This window comes from Brevibacillus brevis, assembly GCF_031583145.1.
GTDB lineage: Bacteria > Bacillota > Bacilli > Brevibacillales > Brevibacillaceae > Brevibacillus > Brevibacillus brevis_E.
Map to the genome: position 1 here is coordinate 2,827,827 of NZ_CP134050.1, position 20,987 is coordinate 2,848,813.

A 20,987-nucleotide genomic window follows, 5' to 3' on the forward strand; every position below is an offset into this window, starting at 1 on the left:
CCGAGCTCGACCAAAGAAAACCGCTCCTTATTCAGGGCGGTTTTCTTGTGTTTGGCCGGTTACGGGAACGTCCACATGCTTCGCTTGGACGTAATAGATCCGTCCTGACTCAGAATCATAAAATCCTGCCCGGTAATTGTCCGTGTCAATCAGGTCCCGAAGCAGAGGAGGAAGACTGCATCCCCATTGGACAAAATCGAAAGGCAATGGAAATCTGGTGGCATTCGGATTTGGGGTATGCACGTACACCGCGTCCTGGCCTGTATCTTCTTCGCACAAGCAAATCCACGTTTGATAAGGCTTCGGATAATGTCTCAGCGAATCCAACACGTTGTGATAAAGGCGGAGATGTGCCCGGAAGTGCTCTCTCCGTATTTTTGGGCTGTGGTTCCCTAAAGCCCAAATATCCAGATGCTTATGCCAGAAGTCGTACCAGGCGTCTTCTTGGACATTCAGCTGAAAGTGATCTGCAAAACTCCTGATGTTTTTGAAATAACGCTTCTTGCCCCGAAACTTTTTCATGTTTGCCTCGCCTTCGCAGTTTTTTTAGCGTCAAAAAAGGATGAAACCATGAACTTACTTATTCGGTTGCACGTAACTGTTTCCTTCTGATCTGGTGTTCCCGCTGTTTGAAAAGGGGCGTTCTCTCGTGGGAAACACGATTCGGCAATCAATGGTTCCCCCATAAAACAAACAAAAACAAAAAATAATTCTGCGTACTTGCGGAAAACTGTTATAATCAAAACTATACAAACACTCGCGGTAGTTCACGAAATGTCTGCGATCATTATACAAGGGAAAGAGGATGACCATGCTTGTAGCGGAAAGACATGAAAAGATTGTACGTCTGGTCAACGATAGAGGCAGTATCCGTGTATCGGAGCTCAGCGAAATTTGCCAGGTGACGGAGGAAACCATCCGGCGCGATCTGGACCGGCTGGAAGAGGCGGGACGCTTGCTTCGCAGCCATGGCGGAGCGGTCAGCATCGCGGATCATCAGCCGGAGATTCCGTACATCGAACGGGAAATCACCCAAATGGAGGAGAAGAAGCGCATCGCGAGAAAGGCGGTTTCCTATATTGAGCCAAACGACCGCATTATTCTGGATGCGAGCACGACGGCATGGTACATGGCATCGATCATTCCGGATCTTCCCCTGACCGTGCTGACCAATTCCATCAAGGTGGCGATGGAGCTGAGCAACAAGGAAAAAGTCGAGGTCATTTCGACCGGCGGCAAGCTTGCACCGCGTTCCCTTTCGTTTTTGGGACCTAGCGCGGAAAGGTCGCTGGACCAGTATCACGTCGACAAAGTGTTTCTCTCCTGTAAAGGCATTCACCTGGAGCGCGGCATCAGCGAGTCCAATGAGATGCAAGCGCTGGTCAAGAAAAAGATGATCGGGATTTCCGACAAAGTCTATCTGCTCGCGGATACCAGCAAGTTTGGCGTGCAGGCCTTTACGTATTTCGCTCAGCTCGGGCAGATGGACGAAATCATTACCGATAGCGAGATTGAGGCTGTTCAGATGCGGCAGCTGGAGGAAAAAGGTGTCGTCGTGACGATTGCCCCATAGAACAGAAGCAAAAGGTGTACGGTTCAGGTACACCTTGTTTTTCTATTCTTTTCCGCAACATTCGCATTTTTTGTGTGCGAAAAGAAAATCAGAAATAGTCAACGAGTGAATTCTGTGATAACATAAATAATAAAATAAAAACAAAAACAAAACAAAGTTTGAATTCCTTTATGGTTAGTCCGAGCCATCCTTATCAGGAGTGTCGTAAATCACCGCCAGCTCATCCGACGAGGACATCCTTCCCATAAGAAACAAAACGTGCGGGCACGACAGCGGACGAAATCAAAAATGCTGCTGTATGGATATGAGAGCGCTTACTTTCCGGCTCTCACAGCTGCATGCAAGATCCGATACTCGGCAGTCCTCGAGACTGTTTAGTATACATAAAAGCGAGATAAGGGGAGGAGCACAAAATGAAGAAATTTTTCGCGTCGTGTCTGTCACTGCTGCTCGTAGGCACCTTGCTGGTCGGTTGCAGCACGCAACCACCGAAGCCGGCTGGCAATGCTGGCGGTGATACCGGAGGGAAAAAGCGGTTTGCCATCATTTTTAAAAACACAGGAAACCCGTACGGGGAGAAACAGATGGAAGGATTCAAGACCGCCATTGAGGAGCTTGGCGGAGAGGCGATCTTGAAAGCTCCCGACCAGCCTACGGCAGAAGCGCAAATCCAGATGATCGAGGAGCTCATCTCGCAAAAAGTGGATGCGATCGCAATTGTGGGCAATGATCCGGATGCGCTGCAGCCAGCTCTGAAGAAAGCGATGGATGCGGGCATCAAGGTGCTTTCTTTGGACTCGGCCGTCAATGCGCAAAGCCGGATGGTCCACGTCAACCAGGCGGACCCGGAACGCATCGGTCGCGTACAGATCCAGGCGGTCAGCGAAATGATTGGCGGCAAGGGTGAGATCGCTGTACTGAGCGCCACTTCGCAAGCAACCAACCAAAATACGTGGATCGAATGGATGAAAAAAGAGCTGGAGGATCCGAAATATAAGGACATCAAGCTGGTAAAAGTGGCCTATGGGGATGACCTTCGCGACAAGAGCGTGTCCGAGACTGAAGCGCTCTTGAAATCGTATCCGGATTTGAAGGGGATCATTGCACCGACGACTGTGGGGATTGCAGCTGCAGGCAAGGTGCTGACGGATAAAGGCCTGAAAGGAAAAGTGGCGTTGACAGGTCTGGGTCTGCCTAGCGAGATGGCGGAGTACATCGAAAGCGGCGTGTGCCCGTGGATGTACCTGTGGAATCCGGTCGACGTCGGCTACTTGTCCGGCTATGCCGCAGACGCTCTCGTAAAAGGAACGATCACCGGGAAAGCGGGAGAGAAATTCAGCGCGGGCCGTCTGGGCGAGAAAGAGATCATCCAGGACGGGGACGGCACCCAAATCATGCTGGGCGATCCGTTCAAGTTCGATCCGAGCAACATCGGGGAATGGAAAACCGTTTACTAAAAATGACGACGGCAGTGCGCAGCAGACAAGACTTGCGATGGTCTTGTCTGCTGTTTTTCTATGGAAAAAATCCGTAGCGAAGCGATGCCATTAGGGGAGGGTCGAGCTGCTGCGCAAATTTGATGAAACAGGAGGGGGATGTTCGAACGAAGCCGACCACCATCCTGCCCAAGACGACGAGCAGAAAATGGCGGAGCTTATGTCTTGGATTGGGAGAAGAAGGCTCGCAAAGGATGCGGCGAGCCAAACCATGCCTATCGGCTCATCCAGTCTTCAATTTCATCCACTTGCTTGGGGATCTGGGAAGAAAGAACTTCGTACCCGTTTTCCGTTACCAACACATCATCTTCAATGCGAATACCGATCGCTTCTTCCTCTATGTACAGACCGGGTTCTATCGTAATCACCATACCGGGCTGCAAGGCAGCACTGGAATCCGAGATATCGTGCGTATCCAGTCCGAGGTGATGGGATACGGGATGAAAGTAGTATTTGGACAGCTCACTGCTTTCCTGAATCAGTCCGAGACGCAGCAGGCCGTCTGTAAAGACTTGTTTCGTGACATCATTTAGTTGTTGAAGCGTGACACCAGGCTTGACTGCTTCGATGGTCTTGATTTGTGCTTCAAGCACGAGTTGATAGATTTCTTTCTGACGTTCTGTAAAGCGACCATTCACGGGGAACGTTCGCGAAATATCAGCTGCATAGTAGTTGGAAGCTGCACCGAGGTCGAGGAGGACCAAGTCGCCATCTTCCGCGCGCTGATTATTCGCTTCATAGTGCAAGATTGTGGCATTGATTCCGCTCGCAATAATGGGTGAATAAGGCAGTTCGCGAACGCCATTCGACTTCAACGTGAAATCATAATGCGCCTCCAGCTCATATTCCATGATCCCAGGTCGTGCATGCGACCACATGCGGCGGATTGCTTCATCCGTGATCGCAATCGCACGTCTGATTTCCTCGATCTCCGCCGGACTCTTCACCATTCGCAGTTCTTTCAGCCATGGGCTCGCATCGTGAATCGGCAGGGTCCGGTATTTTTTCTGCGCGACTTCGGCAAAAGTCTCTGCAGGGGTCAGTTCATCGCTCCATTGGTAGCGATACAAGTCAAGATAGAGCGAGCCCTTGCCTTCGCAGCGCCTGATAAAGGTTCCAAATGACTGAGGCCACTCATCGAGATATTCGAACTGTTCGACTCCAGACTGCACCTTCGCCTCTTGGTCAGATAAGACGGCTCCTGTCCATCTCGCTTCCAGTTCATTCGGGCGCTGAAGAAACAGCGTTTCGGTCACAATGCCAGCGCGTTTCGTGATCATGAGAATGAGGTTGCGTCGGGCAATGCCGGTTAGATAATAGAAGTTGCGGTTCGGTGTAAACGGATAGGAATCGTCATGGCTGCGTGTCTTGGCAACTCCTGAAAAAAGCACAAGCGCGCTGTGATCCGGCATGTTTTCCGCGATTTTTTGACGACGAAGAACAAACTCTTTCGCATCGATCCTCATTACGATTTGCCTCCCCATCACATGTCGTTTTCGTTTTCACTCGTCTGTTCAGTTAGCCCAGTCTTCCTGTTTGGTTGAACTTTCTGTTACTTTTTCATAGTAAATCTATCGTATTCTTTTGCTGCATGGGTGTAAAGATCCCCGGGAGGAATTTGACTGCATTTCATACCTGATTTTCCGATTGCAAGAAAAAACGGTACCTGTTCTCCATGGAGAATAGGTACCAAACCGTTTGTTTCGTCAGCCGTTTGACTTCGTGACAAGCTTAGCCTGAGAGGTATTTTGCTTCGCTGCTTGTACGGCTCCATCCGGATTCTTTACACGAATGAGGAGCGCAGTAGCCAAGAGAGCGAGCCCGTTGATGATAAAGACGATGCGGATGGGGATGAGTCCACCCAAGACGCCCCCGATGACAGGGCCCAGCATGGTCGCAATCTGCGTGGACGACTGGTTGAGGCTGAACGCCCTGCCGCGGAACTCCGGTTCGGTGACTTTGACGATCATCGCGTTGATCGATGGGTAGACCGCTGCGAAAAACAGACCGTAGACGAACCGCAGGATACCGAAGCCATACAGGTTCGTGAAGAAAAATTGCAGCAGGTTTCCAATCGCTCCACCCATGAGGCCGATGAACAAAATTTTGGAGTACCCTGCCTTTGTTCCGAGTTTGCCCCAACGGGGAGCGGCGAGGACTGTCGCAATCCCGACTGCGGCGAAAATGATGCCGGCACTGAGCGAGGCGTCCTTTTGGGAGGCGCCCAGCTGCAGCACGTAGACGGTGAGCAGCGGTTCCAGCAGCATGACGGAGAGGGTCACGATCAGGCTGAGGCCCAGGACGGACATAAGCGACTTGTTCGCGATAGCCGCCCGTAAATCTTCACGAACATTGGAACGATTGCCGGAACGGTTCATGTTTGTCTCTCTGACCCAGAAGGTGGCGATGAGAGCAGCTACCAGCACGACCGCTCCGGAAAATAAAAAGGCTTCCCTGTTTCCCCACATATGGCTGACGACACCGCCAACGAGGGGACCGATAATGCCTCCAGTTGCACCGGCTGTCGACATGACGCCCAGTGCGTATCCAACATGTTTTTCAGGTGTATTCGTGGCGACCAGTGCGATCGAGGCGGGCACGAAGCCTGCCAGGAGACCTTGGAATACACGCAAGACGAGAAACAGATACGGGTCGTTGATGAAATACGTGACGAGGTACAGCACAGACAGACTGAAACCAGAGCGGATCAGCATCGGTTTTCGGCCGTATTTGTCTGCCAGCGACCCCCAATACGGAGAAATCAATGCGCTGGCCAGAAAAGTAATGCCGAAAGAAATACCGGACCAAGCTTCCAGATGATCATTGACGCCGAGTGAAGTGTGAAGGAAGATGGGCAAGAACGGTATCGAGATCGAATAGGCTGTGCTGCAAAACAAAACGCCAACCCACAGTACAAACAGGTTTCGCTTCCATGAAAAATCCATCTTTCTGTCACAACCTTTGCAGTGAAAAAGCAGGATACTCGCATTGATTATTCTAGCACTGCATTTTCCCCCTGACCAATAAAGAAATGCGATCATTCTTATGCCAAAGTGAAATAAGCAAATGGCTGCTGTGACTGCGAATGGATGGCAATCTTGTGCGAGAGAGGAGTTGCAAGCGTGCCTGAATGTTTCATTCTAGGCTCTTCCAGGGTATTCTAAAGCGCAGAGACTCTTTTCATCCTTGGCGGCGGAATTTGGTACAGGAAACTGGTACGAATATGGACAAGAGAAGAAGCAAGAAAGACCAAACAGGAGGGATCGTTGATGAAAGCAATCGTTGTGGAACAGCCGGGAGGTCCTGAGGTACTGCAGCTCGCAGACATTCCCGTTCCTACTCCGAGTGAGGGCGAGCTGCTGGTACGGGTGAAGGCGGGCGCGATCAACCGTACCGACATTTTGGCGCGGAAGGGTGCAGTGGCTTATAAAAAAGCGACGTCCCGACTTGGCGTGGAGATGGCGGGATTTGTAGATTCCGTGGGGCCGGGTGTCACCGGCTGGCAAGCAGGGGACCGTGTCATGGGCTTGGTGACGGGCGGGTACGCGGAATATGCCGTCATCCCTGCCAACCGAGCGATGCGGATTCCGGACAACCTCGGCTTCGTCGAGGCAGCCGCGATCCCGGAAGTATTCCTCACCGCTTACCAGACGCTGTACTGGATTGGCAGACTGCAGGAGGGGGAGTCCGTCCTGATCCATGCGGGGGCGAGCGGAGTGGGCACAGCCGCGATCCAGCTAGCCAAACGAGTAAGCAAGGCGACCGTGATCGTGACGGCGGGATCGGAAGAGAAGCTGGCCTTTTGCAAGGAATTGGGGGCGGATCACGGCATCAACTACAAAAAGGCGCCCTTTGAAGAAGAGGTAGCTCGAATCACAGATGGCAGGGGAGTCAATCTGATCCTTGATTTTATCGGGGCGTCCTACTGGAAGCAGAACATCCAAAGCGCATGTGTCGATGGTCGTCTGGTCTTGATAGGTATACTCGGTGGCAGCGAGATCGCGGGTGTCGACTTGTTCGATTTGATGGCGAAAAGGCTGCAGGTCACAGGCACCCTTTTGACACCCCGCAGCGACGAGTACAAGGCGGCGCTTAGTCAAGAGCTGGCGGCCCGCATTCTGCCGCTGTTCGCTGCAGGTGAGATTCGACCCATCGTGGACAAGGCGTATCCCTTGGAGAATATCCGCGAGGCCCATGAACGGATGGAGGCAAACCAAAATATCGGGAAAATCGTCTTTTATGTAGGGGAACAGGAGTGATAGGTAAAAAATCCCACGTTCGGATCAATTTGACGCATGGACCGGTCGCCAATACTCGAATGCCGAATGGGTGGAACCAATATCGTCAATGATGGATCTTGCATGTAGGAAATGGAGCGGAGAGCATGATCCCATGGCGCCCGTGAAGAAGGGGGATGAAACCTTTTCAAATATCGGTTGATTGAGTTTACACAAAAATCTTGACGGACCCGGATAGCTTCATTCTGACGTATAGTCTAGAACTAGTTTTAAATACCTGGTGACTAAGTAGACCGGTACTCCTTGTGCCATAAGGGGTTCCGGTCTAAAGCTTTATTATCTCTGAACAAATAAAGTTGTTTAAAAAAACACACGTTATCGATTGGAATATTCTCGATTATCAAGTTCTTGACAGTAATCACAATAATCAATAAAATACAATGTAGATACATATTATCTGTATTAGGAGGGTTTTCTTTTTGCAATTCAGTATAGGAGTAGAATATGCTCTTCATTGCCTAGTTTATTTTGTTGATCTTCCATCCGGTACAACGATCGGAATAAAAGAACTAGCTGCCTTTCAAGGAGTTTCTGAAACGTATTTATCGAAGATTTTTACTAAATTAAAGAAGAATGGGATTGTACGTTCCATGCCTGGAGTTAAAGGTGGATATGTATTAGCGAAACATCCGGGCGAGATTAATTTTTGGGAAGTAATAGCAGCGATTGAAGGAGCAAAACCATTGTTTCAATGTACAGAAGTAAGACAAAATTGTATCCTCCTTGAGGGTAAACAAATGCCTGATTCTATAAGGTGTGCTCCTTGTACCATCAACACGGTAATGTTAGAAGCGGAAGAAAAAATGAGAGAGCATCTTAAGGACAAAACAATCGCATGGTTAAATGAAACCTTAAAATCCAAATTGAAGGAAAGGCATTCAGAGGGGATTCAATGGTTTAGAGAGGCTTTAGCACGTAGATAATCATATTTTTTTCGATTAAATTACAGATAATGAATATCTGTAATATATACATTTAAAACACAAGGGAGGAATTCAAGTGAAACGGATTATTATTGTTGGTGGTGGTTTTGCTGGTATTTGGAGTGCAGTGGGTGCAGCACGACAGCTACACGAATTGCAAATCAAAGAAAATGAAGTTGAAGCTATTTTAATTAACCGAGATTCATATTTAGGCTTGCGTCCACGTTTTTATGAAAAAGATCCAAAGAATTTTAGGGTCCCTCTCAGTCAAGTTTTGGATCCGATTGGAGTTCGCTTTATCGAAGGAGAAGTAAGACAAATAGACACTCATTTACAAAAAGTGATTGTCCAACAAAAAGATAAGCAGATTGATTTAGCCTATGATCGATTAGTCTTAGCTGCAGGCAGCCGATTGGTTCGCCCTAAAATTACTGGATTACATGAACACGCCTTTTCTACGGATACCTATCAGGATGCGCTAGATCTCGATCAGCATATCAACCGATTATCCGATTTACCTTATATAGATGGTAAGTATACTTCGGTAGTTGTTGGTGGTGGCTTTACCGGGATTGAAACAGCCGCCGAAATGACTTCCCGTTTACAGGAGGTTGCTAAGAAGGAAAATAAAGAATCTGAAGTAAGGGTAATCATAATTGAAAGAGAATCTATCGTAGGTCCTGACTTAGGGCCGAATGCACGACCAATTATAGAACAAGCTTTGGGTGAAATGCATGTAGAGATTCATACAAACGAAACAGTTACATCCATTGATTCAAATGAAGTAACTTTAAGATCCGGGAAACGGATCCCTACTTTGACAACCATTTGGTCAGCAGGAGTAAAGGCTAGTCCTTTAGTGGAAAATTTCCCAGTGGAGAAGGATCAATGGGGACGTTTACCAGTAGATTCATATTTGCGAGTAAAGGGTGTGCGTTCGGTATTTGCTGCTGGAGATACCGCCCGAGCATATACTGATGATAATCATATATCGTTGATGTCTTGTCAGCATGCTATGCCTCAAGGGAAATTTGCTGGACATAACGTTGTTTGTGATTTACTTGATTTGGCTGGAATTCCATACAAACAAGAACGTTATGTTACCTGTCTTGATTTAGGCCCTTGGGGAGCTTTGGTAACTAGTGGTTGGGATCGCATTCCGCAGTATCGAGGCGAAGAAGCAAAAAAAATAAAAATGAACATTAACCAATCAGTTATTTATCCACCCCTGTCAGGGAATCGTGAAGAACTATTTGAAGCAGCTCAACTGATTATAAGAAAACATTATGTGTAGAAATATAAGCGTCCGTCTTCCCACGGATTTCCGAACGTATTTAATACGAACAGTGTAATGAATAAGTAAAAGTCGCCTTTGTGCGGCTTTTTCTTACGATTCCCCCATTATCTTTCAAATTCCATGATTGGACACAATTGTTGAATAAAACTCTCAGTTTTAAACGACGTTATTGTTGTTTATTTGAAGAGTTATTCGATAATTCATCCAAAAATTAAACAACTTTATTGTAATCCAACAAACAATTCAGTTGTATACCGGCAGCAGCGTTAAGCTATCGGGCTGTTAATGGAAAGAGATGGTATAATGCCCGTAAAGAAGTTATTTTGTATGGATTTCAAAATGGGGGGGTTCCGTTTATGCAAAGCAGATTAGAACAAGACATTATATCAACAGCAGAAAGTTTCGCAATAAACTTTTCTGATAAAGGGAATTTTGATTTTACAGTGGAAAGTTTACGTAAAGTAGACGATATTCTTGAAGAGATGGGTGATTTTGTATTTGATGATCAAGAAAAATTGGATTCTGTCGCATCTATGGTTGGATGCTATGTTTTCGAAGTAGCAAGAAGAAATTATGGCGGAGAGTACTTTTGGGTACAAGATAGAGCACAACCAATTTTAGTTACTGGCGAGCCAGAATTTTCGGTTTCAATTTTAGCATTCGATAAGGTTAGAGACAGAATCCAAAATGGAAAAGAAGATGAGATACTGTTTTACATGAAAGGATATATCGAGGCAGTTGAAAAAGGTAAAAAAACGGGATACCGCGCAACTATTGTTTAAGATAAGAGGATGAATGCATTCGAAGAAGTTTGGCAAAGGATAGCTGCCCTTGTGAGCTGCAAGGCTCAGCAGGTACGTAGAGTAGACGTTCGCATACGACACAGCTGATGAGTACATTATCCCAAGCAAGACTAGGAATACGCATTACAAAACGATATTTGAAAAGCATAAGAACGAATCAGCTGGCTGCCCAGTAGAAGCTAATGATCTCATTACACCGTCATGCCACCATTTTGGTTGCGAGGAGCATTTCGTATTCGTTATGGACCAAAACGACGCGATCAAAGTAATTCTTGTGCCCTTAACTTGCGTTGAGAGACATAATGTGATTTCGGAGAAGAGCTCGAAGGAATGGAATACGCGCAAATTTGAATCGGATCCCACGGCACAAGTCTTTGAACTAGCATGGAAGAGGTAGGCAACCGCAGAAATAACAAAAATCGATCAGCGATTTCATGTACAGTACATTCAGAATAAAGGAGGATTTCTGTAAATGAATAAGCGCCAGGAGATCTGCCTGCATACCGGGATTGGGTCAAAGCCAAGTGATGCGGCAAATCCCCTGGGGGCTCGGGTCGCGATGTCGCGTATGAGCTCATTCGGATGGTGTTCCCGGATACCATACGCCAAGCCACTGTTCGGCACCGTAGTCCTCGAACCGCTCCACCTCGGTGAATCCCAGCTTCGCCGCGACGCGCATCGAGGCCTCGTTGGCGGTCTGGGTGGAGAGCACCACCGGCACGCCAGGATGCACGTCGGCGAACCAGTCGAGGGCCGCTGCGCACGCCTCGGTGGCGTATCCGCGTCCCCACGCCTGCGGCAGGAACATGTAGCCGAGCTCGTGCTCACCGCCCTCTGGACGGATGTGACCCTTACGCTCCGGGTCGCGCCGATCGAGCGTAATCATGCCGATCGCTGTTCCGTTGAGCTCGACCACGAAGAAGCCGAAGCGCTGCCCGGGCACCTCGGGCAACGCGCGTTCGAGCTCGTCACGCGGTCGGGACCCGCCGATGTAGGTGCCCACCTCTGGTGAGGCGAACAGGTCGATCAGCGCCGCACGGTCCCGGGCCTCGGACTGGCGGAGTACGAGCCGCTCGGTCATGATCGGGGCAGGTGGCCAGGCGACGGGGTGTACTGTGTTCTCATTCGACATGGACTAATCTCCTTTCACTATTTCTTTCTGTTTGTCTATGTCTAACAACATATATCATTCATGTATTCCTCCTTGAGACCACCGAAGATCACTTCTTTCATAATTGAGGTACCGCCGACAAACCCCGGAAAACGCATGATTAAGCATTCGATATCCTTCGTTTTTTTCCTTTTCTTTCATCCGCCTGTCGCCATGTTAGCATCTCTTGACAAATCCTGTCGCAAGGAGAGGGGAAAACCGACGCCGTACATTTGCAACGCTATTCCTCGCTGAAAGAAAAGGCCGGACGGTTTCGGCCTTTTTCTCGTGGAAAACGGTGTCCAAAACGGCCAGCCTGGTTCAGGACGACCCAGATCATTGCTCGGTCCATCTCTTCGAACCATCGAACACTACGGCTGCATCGAATGCCCAGATTGATTACGATGCAAAAAAATTCCATAAAATCATCGAAATCTCGAACGCTTGCTTATATAATGAAAATGGTTATCAAGGAGGCAGATGATTGCCGGAAAGAGGGGAGTTGCCCGCATGCTTCGCCGGTTTTTTTCCTATTATCGCCCTTATATGGGACTGTTTTTTCTGGACTTCTCATGCGCCATTCTGGCAGCCCTGCTTGAATTGGGGTTTCCGCTCGCCGTCAACCAGGTCGTGGACAAACTGCTGCCAAGCAAGGATTGGCCGCTCATCCTGTGGGCGTGCCTGGGACTGCTCGTGATGTACACATTGAACGCAGGGATGAACTACGTCGTCACCTACTGGGGCCACATGCTCGGGATCAACATCGAGACCGACATGCGCAAAAAGCTGTACGACCACATCCAAAAGCTCTCCTTTCGCTTCTTTGACAATACAAAGACGGGACATCTCCTGTCCAGGCTGACCAATGACCTGATGGAAATCGGGGAAGTCGCACACCACGGCCCGGAGGACTTGTTCATTGCCGTCATGACACTGGTGGGCGCTTTTGTCCTGATGTTTACCATTAATGTAGAGATGGCGATCCTGACGTTTTTGGTCATTCCCGTCATGATCTGGCTCGTCATTCACTTCAATCGAAAGATGACGGCAGCCTTCCATCGGCTGTATGGCGATATGGCTGATTTTAACGCGCGCGTCGAGGACAACGTCGGCGGAATGCGCGTCGTACAGGCTTTCGCCAACGAGGAATTTGAGAACAGCCGCTTTGCCGAGAACAACCTGCGCTTTCGCTTGACCAAGCTTTTGTCCTACAAGATCATGGCGCAAAACGCGTCGGTCAGCTATATAATGATGCGCCTCGTCAACCTGTTTGTCTTGATCTGCGGGAGCTGGTTTGTCCTGCGGAACCAGTTGACCTACGGCGAATTCGTGGCCTTTCTGCTCTTGACCAACGTGTTTTTCCGTCCGATGGAAAAAATCAACGCGATCATTGAAAGCTATCCGAAAGGAATCGCAGGCTTTCGACGGTACATCGAAATCATGGATACCCAGCCGGATATTGCGGATGCCCCCGATGCGATCGAGGTAAAGGAACTCAGAGGAGACATACGATACCAGGGAGTTACGTTTAGCTACGACCGGGAAGCGAATCTCCTGAAGAACATCGATTTGGATATTCGTGCCGGTGAGACGGTTGCTTTCGTCGGTCCTTCCGGGGCGGGAAAAACGACCCTGTGCAGCCTTTTGCCGCGGTTTTACGAAATCGACGGCGGAAGCATTACAATCGATGGCTACGATATCCGCCAGATCCAATTGAAGTCGCTGCGCAGTCAAATCGGGATTGTCCAGCAGGATGTTTTTCTGTTCTCCGGCACGATCCGGGAAAATATCTCGTACGGAAACCGGACAGCCACGGAAGAGCAAATTTGGGAAGCAGCGCGTCGGGCTCGACTGGAAGAATTCATTATGGCTCAGCCGGATGGGCTGGAGACCATCATCGGCGAACGCGGGGTCAAGCTGTCCGGGGGTCAGAAGCAGCGGCTGGCGATTGCTCGCATGTTCCTAAAGAACCCTCCGATCCTCATCCTCGACGAAGCAACGTCCGCGCTGGATACGGAGACGGAGGCAGCCATCCAGCAGTCGCTGACGGAATTGTCCAAAGGCCGCACGACCCTGGTGATCGCCCATCGATTGGCAACCATCAAAAATGCGGACCGCATCGTGGTCGTGACCGAAAACGGCATTACCGAAGAGGGCAGCCATGATCAGCTGCTCGCAAGAAAAGGCATATACAGCAGACTGTACCAGGCGCAGTTTGGATCCTATGGGGAGAGGCATACGGCCTTTTCCAGTTAGACTCCGGCAGAGAATGGCGGCGGCTCGATTTCGATCGAGCCGTTTTTGTGTGGACGAGTCCCAGGTCCGCGCCATCATTGGAAAACTGGACACAGTGCGTATATATCCTTTAAAGTAAAAGAAGAATGTGATTTAAAAAAATTACGAATTTTTAATTGACGATAATTCTCCATGCCTGGACTTTTTTAAAATCAAAAGGAGGGAAGTGGTGTCCATTGCCAATTTGCTACCAAAGAGAGGAAGCCGGAGATTCGGAGGAGGGCGATAGCGATCTCCTCCGTGCGCTTGTCCGCGAAGAGCTCGTGCTCCATTACCAGCCAGTAGTCGATCTGAAATCTGGAAAAATGGTCGGAGCGGAGGCGCTTCTGCGGTGGAATCATCCAACGAGAGGCTTGCTGCGGCCGAAGGAGTTTCTCGCCATCGCCGAAAAAGAGGGGGCTATCTTCGCCATCGAAGAGTGGATCCTGCATGCCGTCTGCAAACAAAACAAGCAGTGGCAGAAAGCGGGTGTTCCGCCGTTCGTGGTATCCGTGAATCTCTCGTCGTTTCCCGTCATCCAGGAAGATTTGCTTCGTTCGGTGGAGAGCGCGTTGCAGGAAAGCGGACTTGATCCGAGGTATCTCGAGCTGGAAATTACGGAAGAGCTGGCGATGGATGCGGAGCGGACCATCGAGATGTTGTTTCAGCTGAAAAGAATCGGTGTAGGGATCAGTATCGACGACTTTGGTCGAGGATACAGCTCGCTTAACTCCCTCAAGCGGTTTCCGATCGACAAGCTGAAAATCGACCACACGTTCATCAAACATTGCATGGAGGACGCGACTGAAAAATCGGTGGTCCAGACCATTATCGGGATGGCGAAAAATTTGCGCCTGGCGGTTGTGGCGGAGGGCGTCGAGGCACCCGAACAGCTCGTCTTTCTCCAGCAAAACCTGTGTGATGCGGCTCAAGGCCATCTGATCAGCATCCCGCTGGATCCGGACGTATTGACGCAGCAGTTTGCATCGGTTCAGCGAGTTGTGCCCCAGCTCGGCTTGCCCAAGGAGCAGATCGAACAGCTGTGGAAACAAGAAGGGCTTTTCGAAGCTCGCGTCGAGCTTGGCGAAGCGATCCGAAACCAGCAAGGAATGACGTTCAAGTTCGCAAAGCAAGAGGAACGGTATGTTCATACCCTGTGTGACGGAGAGCTCCTCTATCGTATGGGCCTTACGCCTGATCAGGTCATCGGCAGTGAATTGTCGCAGTTTATGCCGGAAGAGGCCGCCAAAATCAAGACGACGTATTATGAGCGGGCGTGGGATGGGGAGGAAAACGTCTGCTACGAAGGCTTTGTGAACGGCATCCATTATCTCGCGGCGCTGCGACCCATTTATCAAGCAGGCAAGGTGAAAGAGGTAATCGCCTCCTGTGTGGACATCACCGAGCTGAAAAAAACGGAGGAAGCCCTGCGCAACAGCGAGGCCAAATACCGCTTGATCACGGAAAACATGTCGGACATCATTGTCGTGGTGAACCACAAAGGCATCATTACGTACACCTCGCCTGCCATTTTCCCCGTCTTGGGTGTCAAACCCGAGGAATTGCAGGATCAGCCCTTGATGAGTTTCATCGATTCTCAGGAGAAAGAGAAAGTGGAGCAGGCACTCCGTGAGTTGATGGAAACAAAGCGGCCTCAGCAAGTCTCGTTTACCGATGTGCTGCGGAACGGCACCAAGGTCATTCTGGAGGCGAAGGGGACGCCTGTCCTCGACAGTCAGGGGGAGGTCGAGCAGGTGATCTTTATTCTTCGGAATATTACAGCACAGGTCCAGGCGGAAGAGTTCTTGCGCAAGATGGACAAGCTAGCGGCCATCGGCCATCTCGCTGCGGGCGTAGCCCATGAGATTCGCAATCCGGTCACATCGATCAAAGGATTCGTCCAGCTGTTGAAGCAAGACCAGGGCAAACAGGAATACTTCGACATCATGCTGGCTGAGTTCAAGCAGCTGGAAAACATTTTGCGCGAATTCGTGTCGCTCACGCAGCAGCGGCCAGGCTACTTCGAGTTTGTGGATATTCGGTCCATTATCCATGAAGTTCTCGATAGCATGCAGGAAAAAGTCGTCCGCCACATTCTGAGGCTGAACGTCGCCGCATCCAGCGAGCTGAAATTGTGGTGCGATCCCGGCCAGATCCGACAGCTTTTCATCCATCTGCTCTCCAATGCGGTCGAAGCGATGCCTGACGGGGGCACGGTGTGGATCGAAGTACTTCAAGAGGGGGAGGATGAGGTCAAGATCCGTATCGTGGACGAAGGGTGCGGCATGAGTGAGCAGCGGTTGAAACGTCTGGGCGAACCTTTTTACAGCACCAAGGAAAAAGGGACGGGGCTCGGACTGATGATCAGTTATAAAATCATTCAGTACCACCACGGGTATGTTCACTTTTCCAGCGAGCCGCATAAAGGAACGACGGTCGAAGTCGTTTTTCCCATAAACAACAAGGTCCGATCCTCTACGTGATCGGACCTTGTTTCCTTTCGTCGGTCTGGCCGCCCGATTGATTCCCATAGTGTCGCCGGACAGCATCCAAAAATCGCTGCCACGCTTCCGGGAGCTTTTGCGATGCCTCGGGAACGGGAGAGGCACTCTCGTGTTTATCGTGATTCCCATCCATATCGGTTCATCGGTCCTTTCATCATCCGGCTCCTGTATCGAGCCAATCGTGCCGCAGCGCAAACAGCTCCCGCAGCTCCGAGGTGGACAGCTCGGTGATCCAGCTCTCCCCACTCCCTACGATCTGTTGGCTCAGGGTCTGTTTTCTTTCCATCATTTCGTCTATCCGCTCCTCGATGGTTCCGAGCGAAATAAATTTGTACACCTGCACATTTCGCTGCTGTCCGATGCGATGGGCGCGGTCAGTCGCCTGATTTTCCACGGCAGGATTCCACCAACGGTCAAAATGAATCACGTGGTTGGCTTGTGTCAGATTCAGGCCGGTCCCTCCGGCACGCAGGGAAAGGATGAAGATCGTGCCACGCTGTGAATCCGGCAGGCTCTCGTCTTGGAAACGCGCGATCATTTCGTCCCGCGCCTCCTTCTTCGTGGAGCCGTTCAAAAAGAACACGGGACCGAATCCTTCCCGGTTGAGTATGCGCTGCAGCATGTTGCCCATTTCGATGTACTGGGTAAAGATCAGGCAGCGTTCCCCTTTTTGGCGTATATCTTCCACCAACTCCAGCAGGCGCTCAAGCTTGTGCGAACGGCTGGGTTCATCCCTTCCTGCAGGCTCACCCAGAAACAAGGCCGGATGATCGCAGAGCTGCTTGAGCCGTGACAATGTCGTGAGGATAAGTCCTCGGCGCTCCATCGGACTCGTATTCTCCATGCGGGCAAACATGTCCTGGATCGCTGTTTCATACAGAGCGCCTTGCTCGGCCGTCAAGGGAACGTATTCCTTGCCTTCGTTTTTCTCGGGCAGATCGAGCTGGATGTGAGGGTCGGTCTTCACGCGGCGGAGCAAGAATGGCTGGATCAAGCGCTGAACCTGCCCGATCAGGACCGGATCCTGGTCGCGCTCAATCGGCTGGACGTACCGTCTGGCGAAATCGCCGAGACTGCCCAAATAGCCAGGGTTCAGGAAGTCGAATATCGACCAGAGCTCGCTCAGCCGGTTCTCGATCGGCGTGCCTGTCAGGGCGATGCGGTGCCGTGCCTGAAGGTCCCGTACGGCCGACGCCTGCTTGGTATACGCGTTCTTGATATTCTGGGCCTCGTCGAGACAGATCGCATTCCAGGTGAGCGAAGAAAGCTCGCTCTCATCCAGATGCGACAAGGCATAGGAAGTGATGACCAGATCGGCTCCTTCGATCGCGGCCAAAAAGGCATCTTTTTTGGGGCGATGGTTCCCGTAATGGATAAAGACCTTGAGCGAGGGAGCAAACCGTTCGAGCTCTTTTTGCCAGTTCCCGATGACGGAGGTGGGGCAGATCAGCAGGGACGGGATATCCGCCTGGCCATATTCGCGCAGGTACAGCAAATAGGTGATGAACTGTACGGTCTTGCCCAGTCCCATGTCATCCGCGAGACAGGCACCAAGTCCAAAACGTCGCAAGAACAGCAGCCATGAGCTGCCTTCGAGCTGGTACTTGCGCAGGGTTCCGCAAAAGGAGGCAGGCTGATCCAGGATGGGAATGTGCTTCGTCTCCTGCAGCTGATGCAGCAATTGCAGCAGGTGCTGGTTCAGCTCCACTTCCAAGGACAACGGGTACGATTCCCGCTCATCTTCTTCCTCGATCGCTTCTTCCGCCACAGCAGGCGCTGTCAGGTGCATCTTCATGACATCGCGGAATGTCAGGGCGCTTTTACCTTTCGATTTTTTCAGCGTCTCCTGCAGCTGCTGAAACAAATCAGGTGTCAACTGAACCCAATGCCCCCGTATTTTCAGCAGCCGCTGCTTTTGCCGAATCAGCTGTTCAAACTCTTCCTCGCTCAGTTCCACGGGCCCCAGGGCGAGCTTCCACTCGAAATCCATCACTTGCGAAAGACCTAAATACGAGTGGCGGCCGTATCCGACCGAAGAGGTGACCTTGGCTTTCAGTTTCGGGCGGACACGCCTGACCTGTTCCCACCACGCAGGCAAAAAGACGTGGATGCCAGCTTGCACAAGCAGCAGGCTGCTCGTGGTCAAAAAAGTCCAGGCCTGTTCATTGGAAAGGCGCGATACGAGTCCGGGCCCGGTTGATTCCGGTGTTTCCCACGGCAAAATCTCTCGGCATTTGCGGATGTCGTGCGCGAGTCGTTCCCCGTGCTCCAGCCAATCTGCCGGCAGGCCGACGGGGGAAAAACCATGTGGCGAGGAGGCATCCGGCTCCAGCAGAAACAGGCGATCGGGCACATCCCGGTCTTGCAGATAGACGGTCAAAAGCCAATCCCCGAAGCTGTCCTCGGCTTCGACAAGCCGCAGGCATGTCCGGAACGGAGTGAGGTCCGGGAGCCAGCCGATCGTTTGCAGCCATTCTCGTTCCTCCAAATGCGGGGACAGGTCGCTGCCGGTGACCAGCAGCGCGGGGTACTGCGTCAAGAGCTGGTCCCAGGCCATCCCGAGCTCGTCTTTGGATGAGAGCGCTTCTTCCAGCACGAGCGACAGCCAGCGATTGCCATACGGCGGAAAACCATCGGGCGATTGCGCCAGCTTCCAGCCGTAGCGGCCTTCCTTCCACTGGGAAAAGTCGGGAGCGATTTTGCCTGACGCGAGAGCTTCCCGGATCGCCAACGCAGTATCCCGGTAGCCGGAAAAAACGGAATCCGGCTGATAAGTCACATGCTCCAGCCAGAGGGGAGCGGCAAATAGGGAGAGGGCTTCGGACGGACTCAGGAGCAAACCGGTTTCGGTCTTCTCGAGAAATGTACCGTAAAACGTTCGTTCGTCCCAAGCGAATAGGATGGACGCCAGCCGCTCGGGATCGATGGCTTCCTCGTGGGGACCGGCTCCGGTGATCAAAAAACGCCCGTCTGCCAGAAGTTTTGCTGCGAGACTTAGCGTAGTGACTGTGCTCATCGATTCAGATTTCCTCTCCTTAGCTCCTCCTGGAAAGCGCGCAATCGGTTGTACTTCGCAGCCAATTGATCTACGTAACGTTCCCAATGAGCGTCTTGGTTGGCCTTGCTATACAGCGTCCGGACTTTTTTCAGCAGCTTGATCGCCTCTTTGTACGCAGGGCGGTTGCGTTCTCCAATCAGGCGGTTCACCTCGCGTACGTAAAGCGGAAAGAGAAGACTGGGGGTGCTGTCCTCGATTTCCTTGAACGCGACCCCGTGAATTTCCGACAGAGACACCTGATAGGCCATCTGCAGGTCGATCCATTGCCGATACTGTTTTTGTTCGTACAAATAGCCAGCGTATTCGTGAAAGCTGCTGGGCAAAAATTGTTTCAGCATGGCCCCGCATTCGCCACCTCTGCCGACTCTTTCCATCGCTTCCTGCCAAATGGCGACGACCAGCTGATACGGTTGGGGGTCTGCGCTCCCGATCAGCGATTGCAGTCGCTCTGCCCATGTAAGAAAGCGTGTCCACTCTTCGTTTCGCGCGAACATCTTGAGATAAGGCAAATAAAAAGCGAGGGTCAAACGGGGATTGGGCCGCCATATTTCCATCGCGGCCTCGTCATTCCCTTCCATGACAAAGAAGTGGGCGCGAAGCAGCCTGTACGTATCTTTTGCAGCGTCAGCGGCCTGTCTGTCCCGAATCAGACGGTCCAGCTCCTCGACCTCGCTGTGGATCCAGTCGGGCTCCTGCAGGAGATTCCACCAAAGAGTCTGGTAGGCGAACGTCCAATAAAGATCGGTGAATGGACTATGCTTCATGTTTCGGGCCACCAGCATCGTCTGCTTGAGCAGGTGTGGATGATGCTCCCGGAGTTGGTCTGCATTCGAGTAGTACAGGATCCCTTCCAGTTGTTCAAGCAGCCGTTCCGCCGTCTGCGACAAATCCTGGAACCAGTAAGACTGCCGATGGTCCCGGACGAACTGTTGCAGCTTTCGCAAGTGAAACAGGTTGGCGTGTGCGGAAAAAAGCAGCGCTTGAGCCGGCGGCCAGGCAGAAGCGACCCCCAGCACATTTTGGTAGCTGGACATCAGCTCGGTCGAAGCGCGGTACGATTCCATTGCAGAGGAAAGATTCCGCGTCCAGCTTTCCAGAAAGGTCCACCAATCGCTGACGGAGCTGGTTGGTTTTAGTGGAGATTCGACGGATGCGGCTTCCGAAGAAGAGAGCGGCAATCCGGGTTTGTACGCCGGTACGAGCATGGCGTAAGAAAACCTCGCCCGACGCGGCTGCTTGGTGCGGGTGAGATACGTGCGCGGATTCTCAAACACGCTGTACATTTGAAAGAAGGCCGCGGCTATGTGCTTGCACAGGCGGGTGTACGGACAGGTGCATGTGCTGCTTTGGACGTCTTCCAGGTCCAAAACGACTTGGTACACCTGCGATCCCTGTACGTCACAGGTAAGCAGCCTTTGTTTCTCTACGCGGGTGTTGAAGACAAGGCCATCCGAAAAATAGGTGTATCCCCGTTCGATGATCGGTCCCTCGGCAAACGCGAGAAGCTGTTCTCCCGCTTGGATGGCTTGCTGTCGTGTCAGCTCTCTTTGCAACATCTGGTCAGATCCTCCGCACGAAGTGTCATCCCTCCATTATAACGCAAAGAATGGG

Annotated in this window: 14 protein-coding genes; 8 read left to right on the plus strand and 6 right to left on the minus strand. The window is 51.2% G+C overall.

Features of this window, described 5'->3' with window-relative positions; translation table 11 throughout:
• Window positions 1-27: 27 nt before the first annotated feature.
• Window positions 28-522 (minus strand): TetR family transcriptional regulator C-terminal domain-containing protein, encoded by a 495-nt coding sequence (locus RGB73_RS14160; RefSeq protein WP_310773123.1) that lies wholly within the window; start codon window positions 520-522, stop codon window positions 28-30.
• Window positions 523-811: 289 nt separating this feature from the next.
• Here RGB73_RS14160 and RGB73_RS14165 point away from each other — a divergent pair, with 289 nt between their 5' ends.
• Window positions 812-1,573 (plus strand): DeoR/GlpR family DNA-binding transcription regulator, encoded by a 762-nt coding sequence (locus tag RGB73_RS14165; RefSeq protein WP_310773127.1) that lies wholly within the window; start codon window positions 812-814, stop codon window positions 1,571-1,573.
• A 413-nt stretch (window positions 1,574-1,986) separates the two neighbouring features.
• Window positions 1,987-3,030 (plus strand): rhamnose ABC transporter substrate-binding protein, encoded by a 1,044-nt coding sequence (gene rhaS / locus RGB73_RS14170; protein WP_310773131.1) that lies wholly within the window; start codon window positions 1,987-1,989, stop codon window positions 3,028-3,030.
• A 254-nt stretch (window positions 3,031-3,284) separates the two neighbouring features.
• Here rhaS and RGB73_RS14175 read toward each other — a convergent pair whose 3' ends face one another.
• On the minus strand, window positions 3,285-4,535 hold the full coding sequence (locus tag RGB73_RS14175; RefSeq protein WP_310773135.1) for an aminopeptidase P family protein: 1,251 nt from the start codon (window positions 4,533-4,535) through the stop codon (window positions 3,285-3,287).
• A 240-nt stretch (window positions 4,536-4,775) separates the two neighbouring features.
• On the minus strand, window positions 4,776-6,014 hold the full coding sequence (locus RGB73_RS14180; RefSeq protein WP_396136191.1) for an MFS transporter: 1,239 nt from the start codon (window positions 6,012-6,014) through the stop codon (window positions 4,776-4,778).
• Window positions 6,015-6,338: 324 nt separating this feature from the next.
• On the opposite strand from RGB73_RS14180, the gene RGB73_RS14185 reads away from it, so the two are divergent.
• From RGB73_RS14185 to RGB73_RS14200, 4 genes are all read left to right on the plus strand, one after another.
• The gene (locus RGB73_RS14185; RefSeq protein ID WP_310773139.1) at window positions 6,339-7,328 is read left to right on the plus strand and encodes an NAD(P)H-quinone oxidoreductase; all 990 of its coding nucleotides are present in this window, start codon (window positions 6,339-6,341) and stop codon (window positions 7,326-7,328) included.
• Between the two features lie 458 nt (window positions 7,329-7,786).
• Window positions 7,787-8,290, plus strand: a complete 504-nt coding sequence (locus RGB73_RS14190) for an RrF2 family transcriptional regulator (protein ID WP_310773141.1) — start codon at window positions 7,787-7,789, stop codon at window positions 8,288-8,290.
• A 76-nt stretch (window positions 8,291-8,366) separates the two neighbouring features.
• The gene (locus RGB73_RS14195) at window positions 8,367-9,584 is read left to right on the plus strand and encodes an NAD(P)/FAD-dependent oxidoreductase (RefSeq protein ID WP_310773143.1); all 1,218 of its coding nucleotides are present in this window, start codon (window positions 8,367-8,369) and stop codon (window positions 9,582-9,584) included.
• A 359-nt stretch (window positions 9,585-9,943) separates the two neighbouring features.
• The gene (locus RGB73_RS14200; RefSeq protein WP_310773145.1) at window positions 9,944-10,369 is read left to right on the plus strand and encodes a hypothetical protein; all 426 of its coding nucleotides are present in this window, start codon (window positions 9,944-9,946) and stop codon (window positions 10,367-10,369) included.
• 595 nt (window positions 10,370-10,964) lie between these two features.
• Here RGB73_RS14200 and RGB73_RS14205 read toward each other — a convergent pair.
• Window positions 10,965-11,522 (minus strand): GNAT family N-acetyltransferase, encoded by a 558-nt coding sequence (locus RGB73_RS14205; protein ID WP_310773147.1) that lies wholly within the window; start codon window positions 11,520-11,522, stop codon window positions 10,965-10,967.
• A 528-nt stretch (window positions 11,523-12,050) separates the two neighbouring features.
• On the opposite strand from RGB73_RS14205, the gene RGB73_RS14210 reads away from it, so the two are divergent.
• Window positions 12,051-13,796 carry an ABC transporter ATP-binding protein gene (locus RGB73_RS14210; RefSeq protein WP_310773150.1) on the plus strand — a complete coding sequence of 582 codons (1,746 nt, stop codon included), beginning with the start codon at window positions 12,051-12,053 and terminating at the stop codon, window positions 13,794-13,796.
• Window positions 13,797-14,011: 215 nt separating this feature from the next.
• A complete protein-coding gene (locus tag RGB73_RS14215) occupies window positions 14,012-16,297 on the plus strand; it encodes an EAL domain-containing protein (RefSeq protein ID WP_310773153.1) in 2,286 nt (761 codons plus the stop codon).
• Between the two features lie 175 nt (window positions 16,298-16,472).
• Here the strand turns inward: RGB73_RS14215 and RGB73_RS14220 are convergent, their stop codons facing one another.
• On the minus strand, window positions 16,473-19,334 hold the full coding sequence (locus tag RGB73_RS14220; protein WP_310773156.1) for a DEAD/DEAH box helicase: 2,862 nt from the start codon (window positions 19,332-19,334) through the stop codon (window positions 16,473-16,475).
• Window positions 19,331-20,932 (minus strand): SWIM zinc finger family protein, encoded by a 1,602-nt coding sequence (locus RGB73_RS14225; RefSeq protein ID WP_310773159.1) that lies wholly within the window; start codon window positions 20,930-20,932, stop codon window positions 19,331-19,333. The genes RGB73_RS14220 and RGB73_RS14225 overlap by 4 nt, the downstream gene beginning before the upstream one ends.
• Window positions 20,933-20,987: the final 55 nt, after the last annotated feature.

Coding starts and splice junctions, on each gene's coding strand:
- RGB73_RS14180 (WP_396136191.1), bottom strand. CDS start 6,014: ATGGATTTTTCATGGAAGCGAAACCTGTTTGTACTGTGGGTTGGCGTT.
- RGB73_RS14225 (WP_310773159.1), bottom strand. CDS start 20,932: ATGTTGCAAAGAGAGCTGACACGACAGCAAGCCATCCAAGCGGGAGAA.
- RGB73_RS14185 (WP_310773139.1), top strand. CDS start 6,339: ATGAAAGCAATCGTTGTGGAACAGCCGGGAGGTCCTGAGGTACTGCAG.
- RGB73_RS14175 (WP_310773135.1), bottom strand. CDS start 4,535: ATGAGGATCGATGCGAAAGAGTTTGTTCTTCGTCGTCAAAAAATCGCG.
- RGB73_RS14220 (WP_310773156.1), bottom strand. CDS start 19,334: ATGAGCACAGTCACTACGCTAAGTCTCGCAGCAAAACTTCTGGCAGAC.
- RGB73_RS14165 (WP_310773127.1), top strand. CDS start 812: ATGCTTGTAGCGGAAAGACATGAAAAGATTGTACGTCTGGTCAACGAT.
- RGB73_RS14160 (WP_310773123.1), bottom strand. CDS start 522: ATGAAAAAGTTTCGGGGCAAGAAGCGTTATTTCAAAAACATCAGGAGT.
- RGB73_RS14210 (WP_310773150.1), top strand. CDS start 12,051: ATGCTTCGCCGGTTTTTTTCCTATTATCGCCCTTATATGGGACTGTTT.
- RGB73_RS14205 (WP_310773147.1), bottom strand. CDS start 11,522: ATGTCGAATGAGAACACAGTACACCCCGTCGCCTGGCCACCTGCCCCG.
- rhaS (WP_310773131.1), top strand. CDS start 1,987: ATGAAGAAATTTTTCGCGTCGTGTCTGTCACTGCTGCTCGTAGGCACC.
- RGB73_RS14200 (WP_310773145.1), top strand. CDS start 9,944: ATGCAAAGCAGATTAGAACAAGACATTATATCAACAGCAGAAAGTTTC.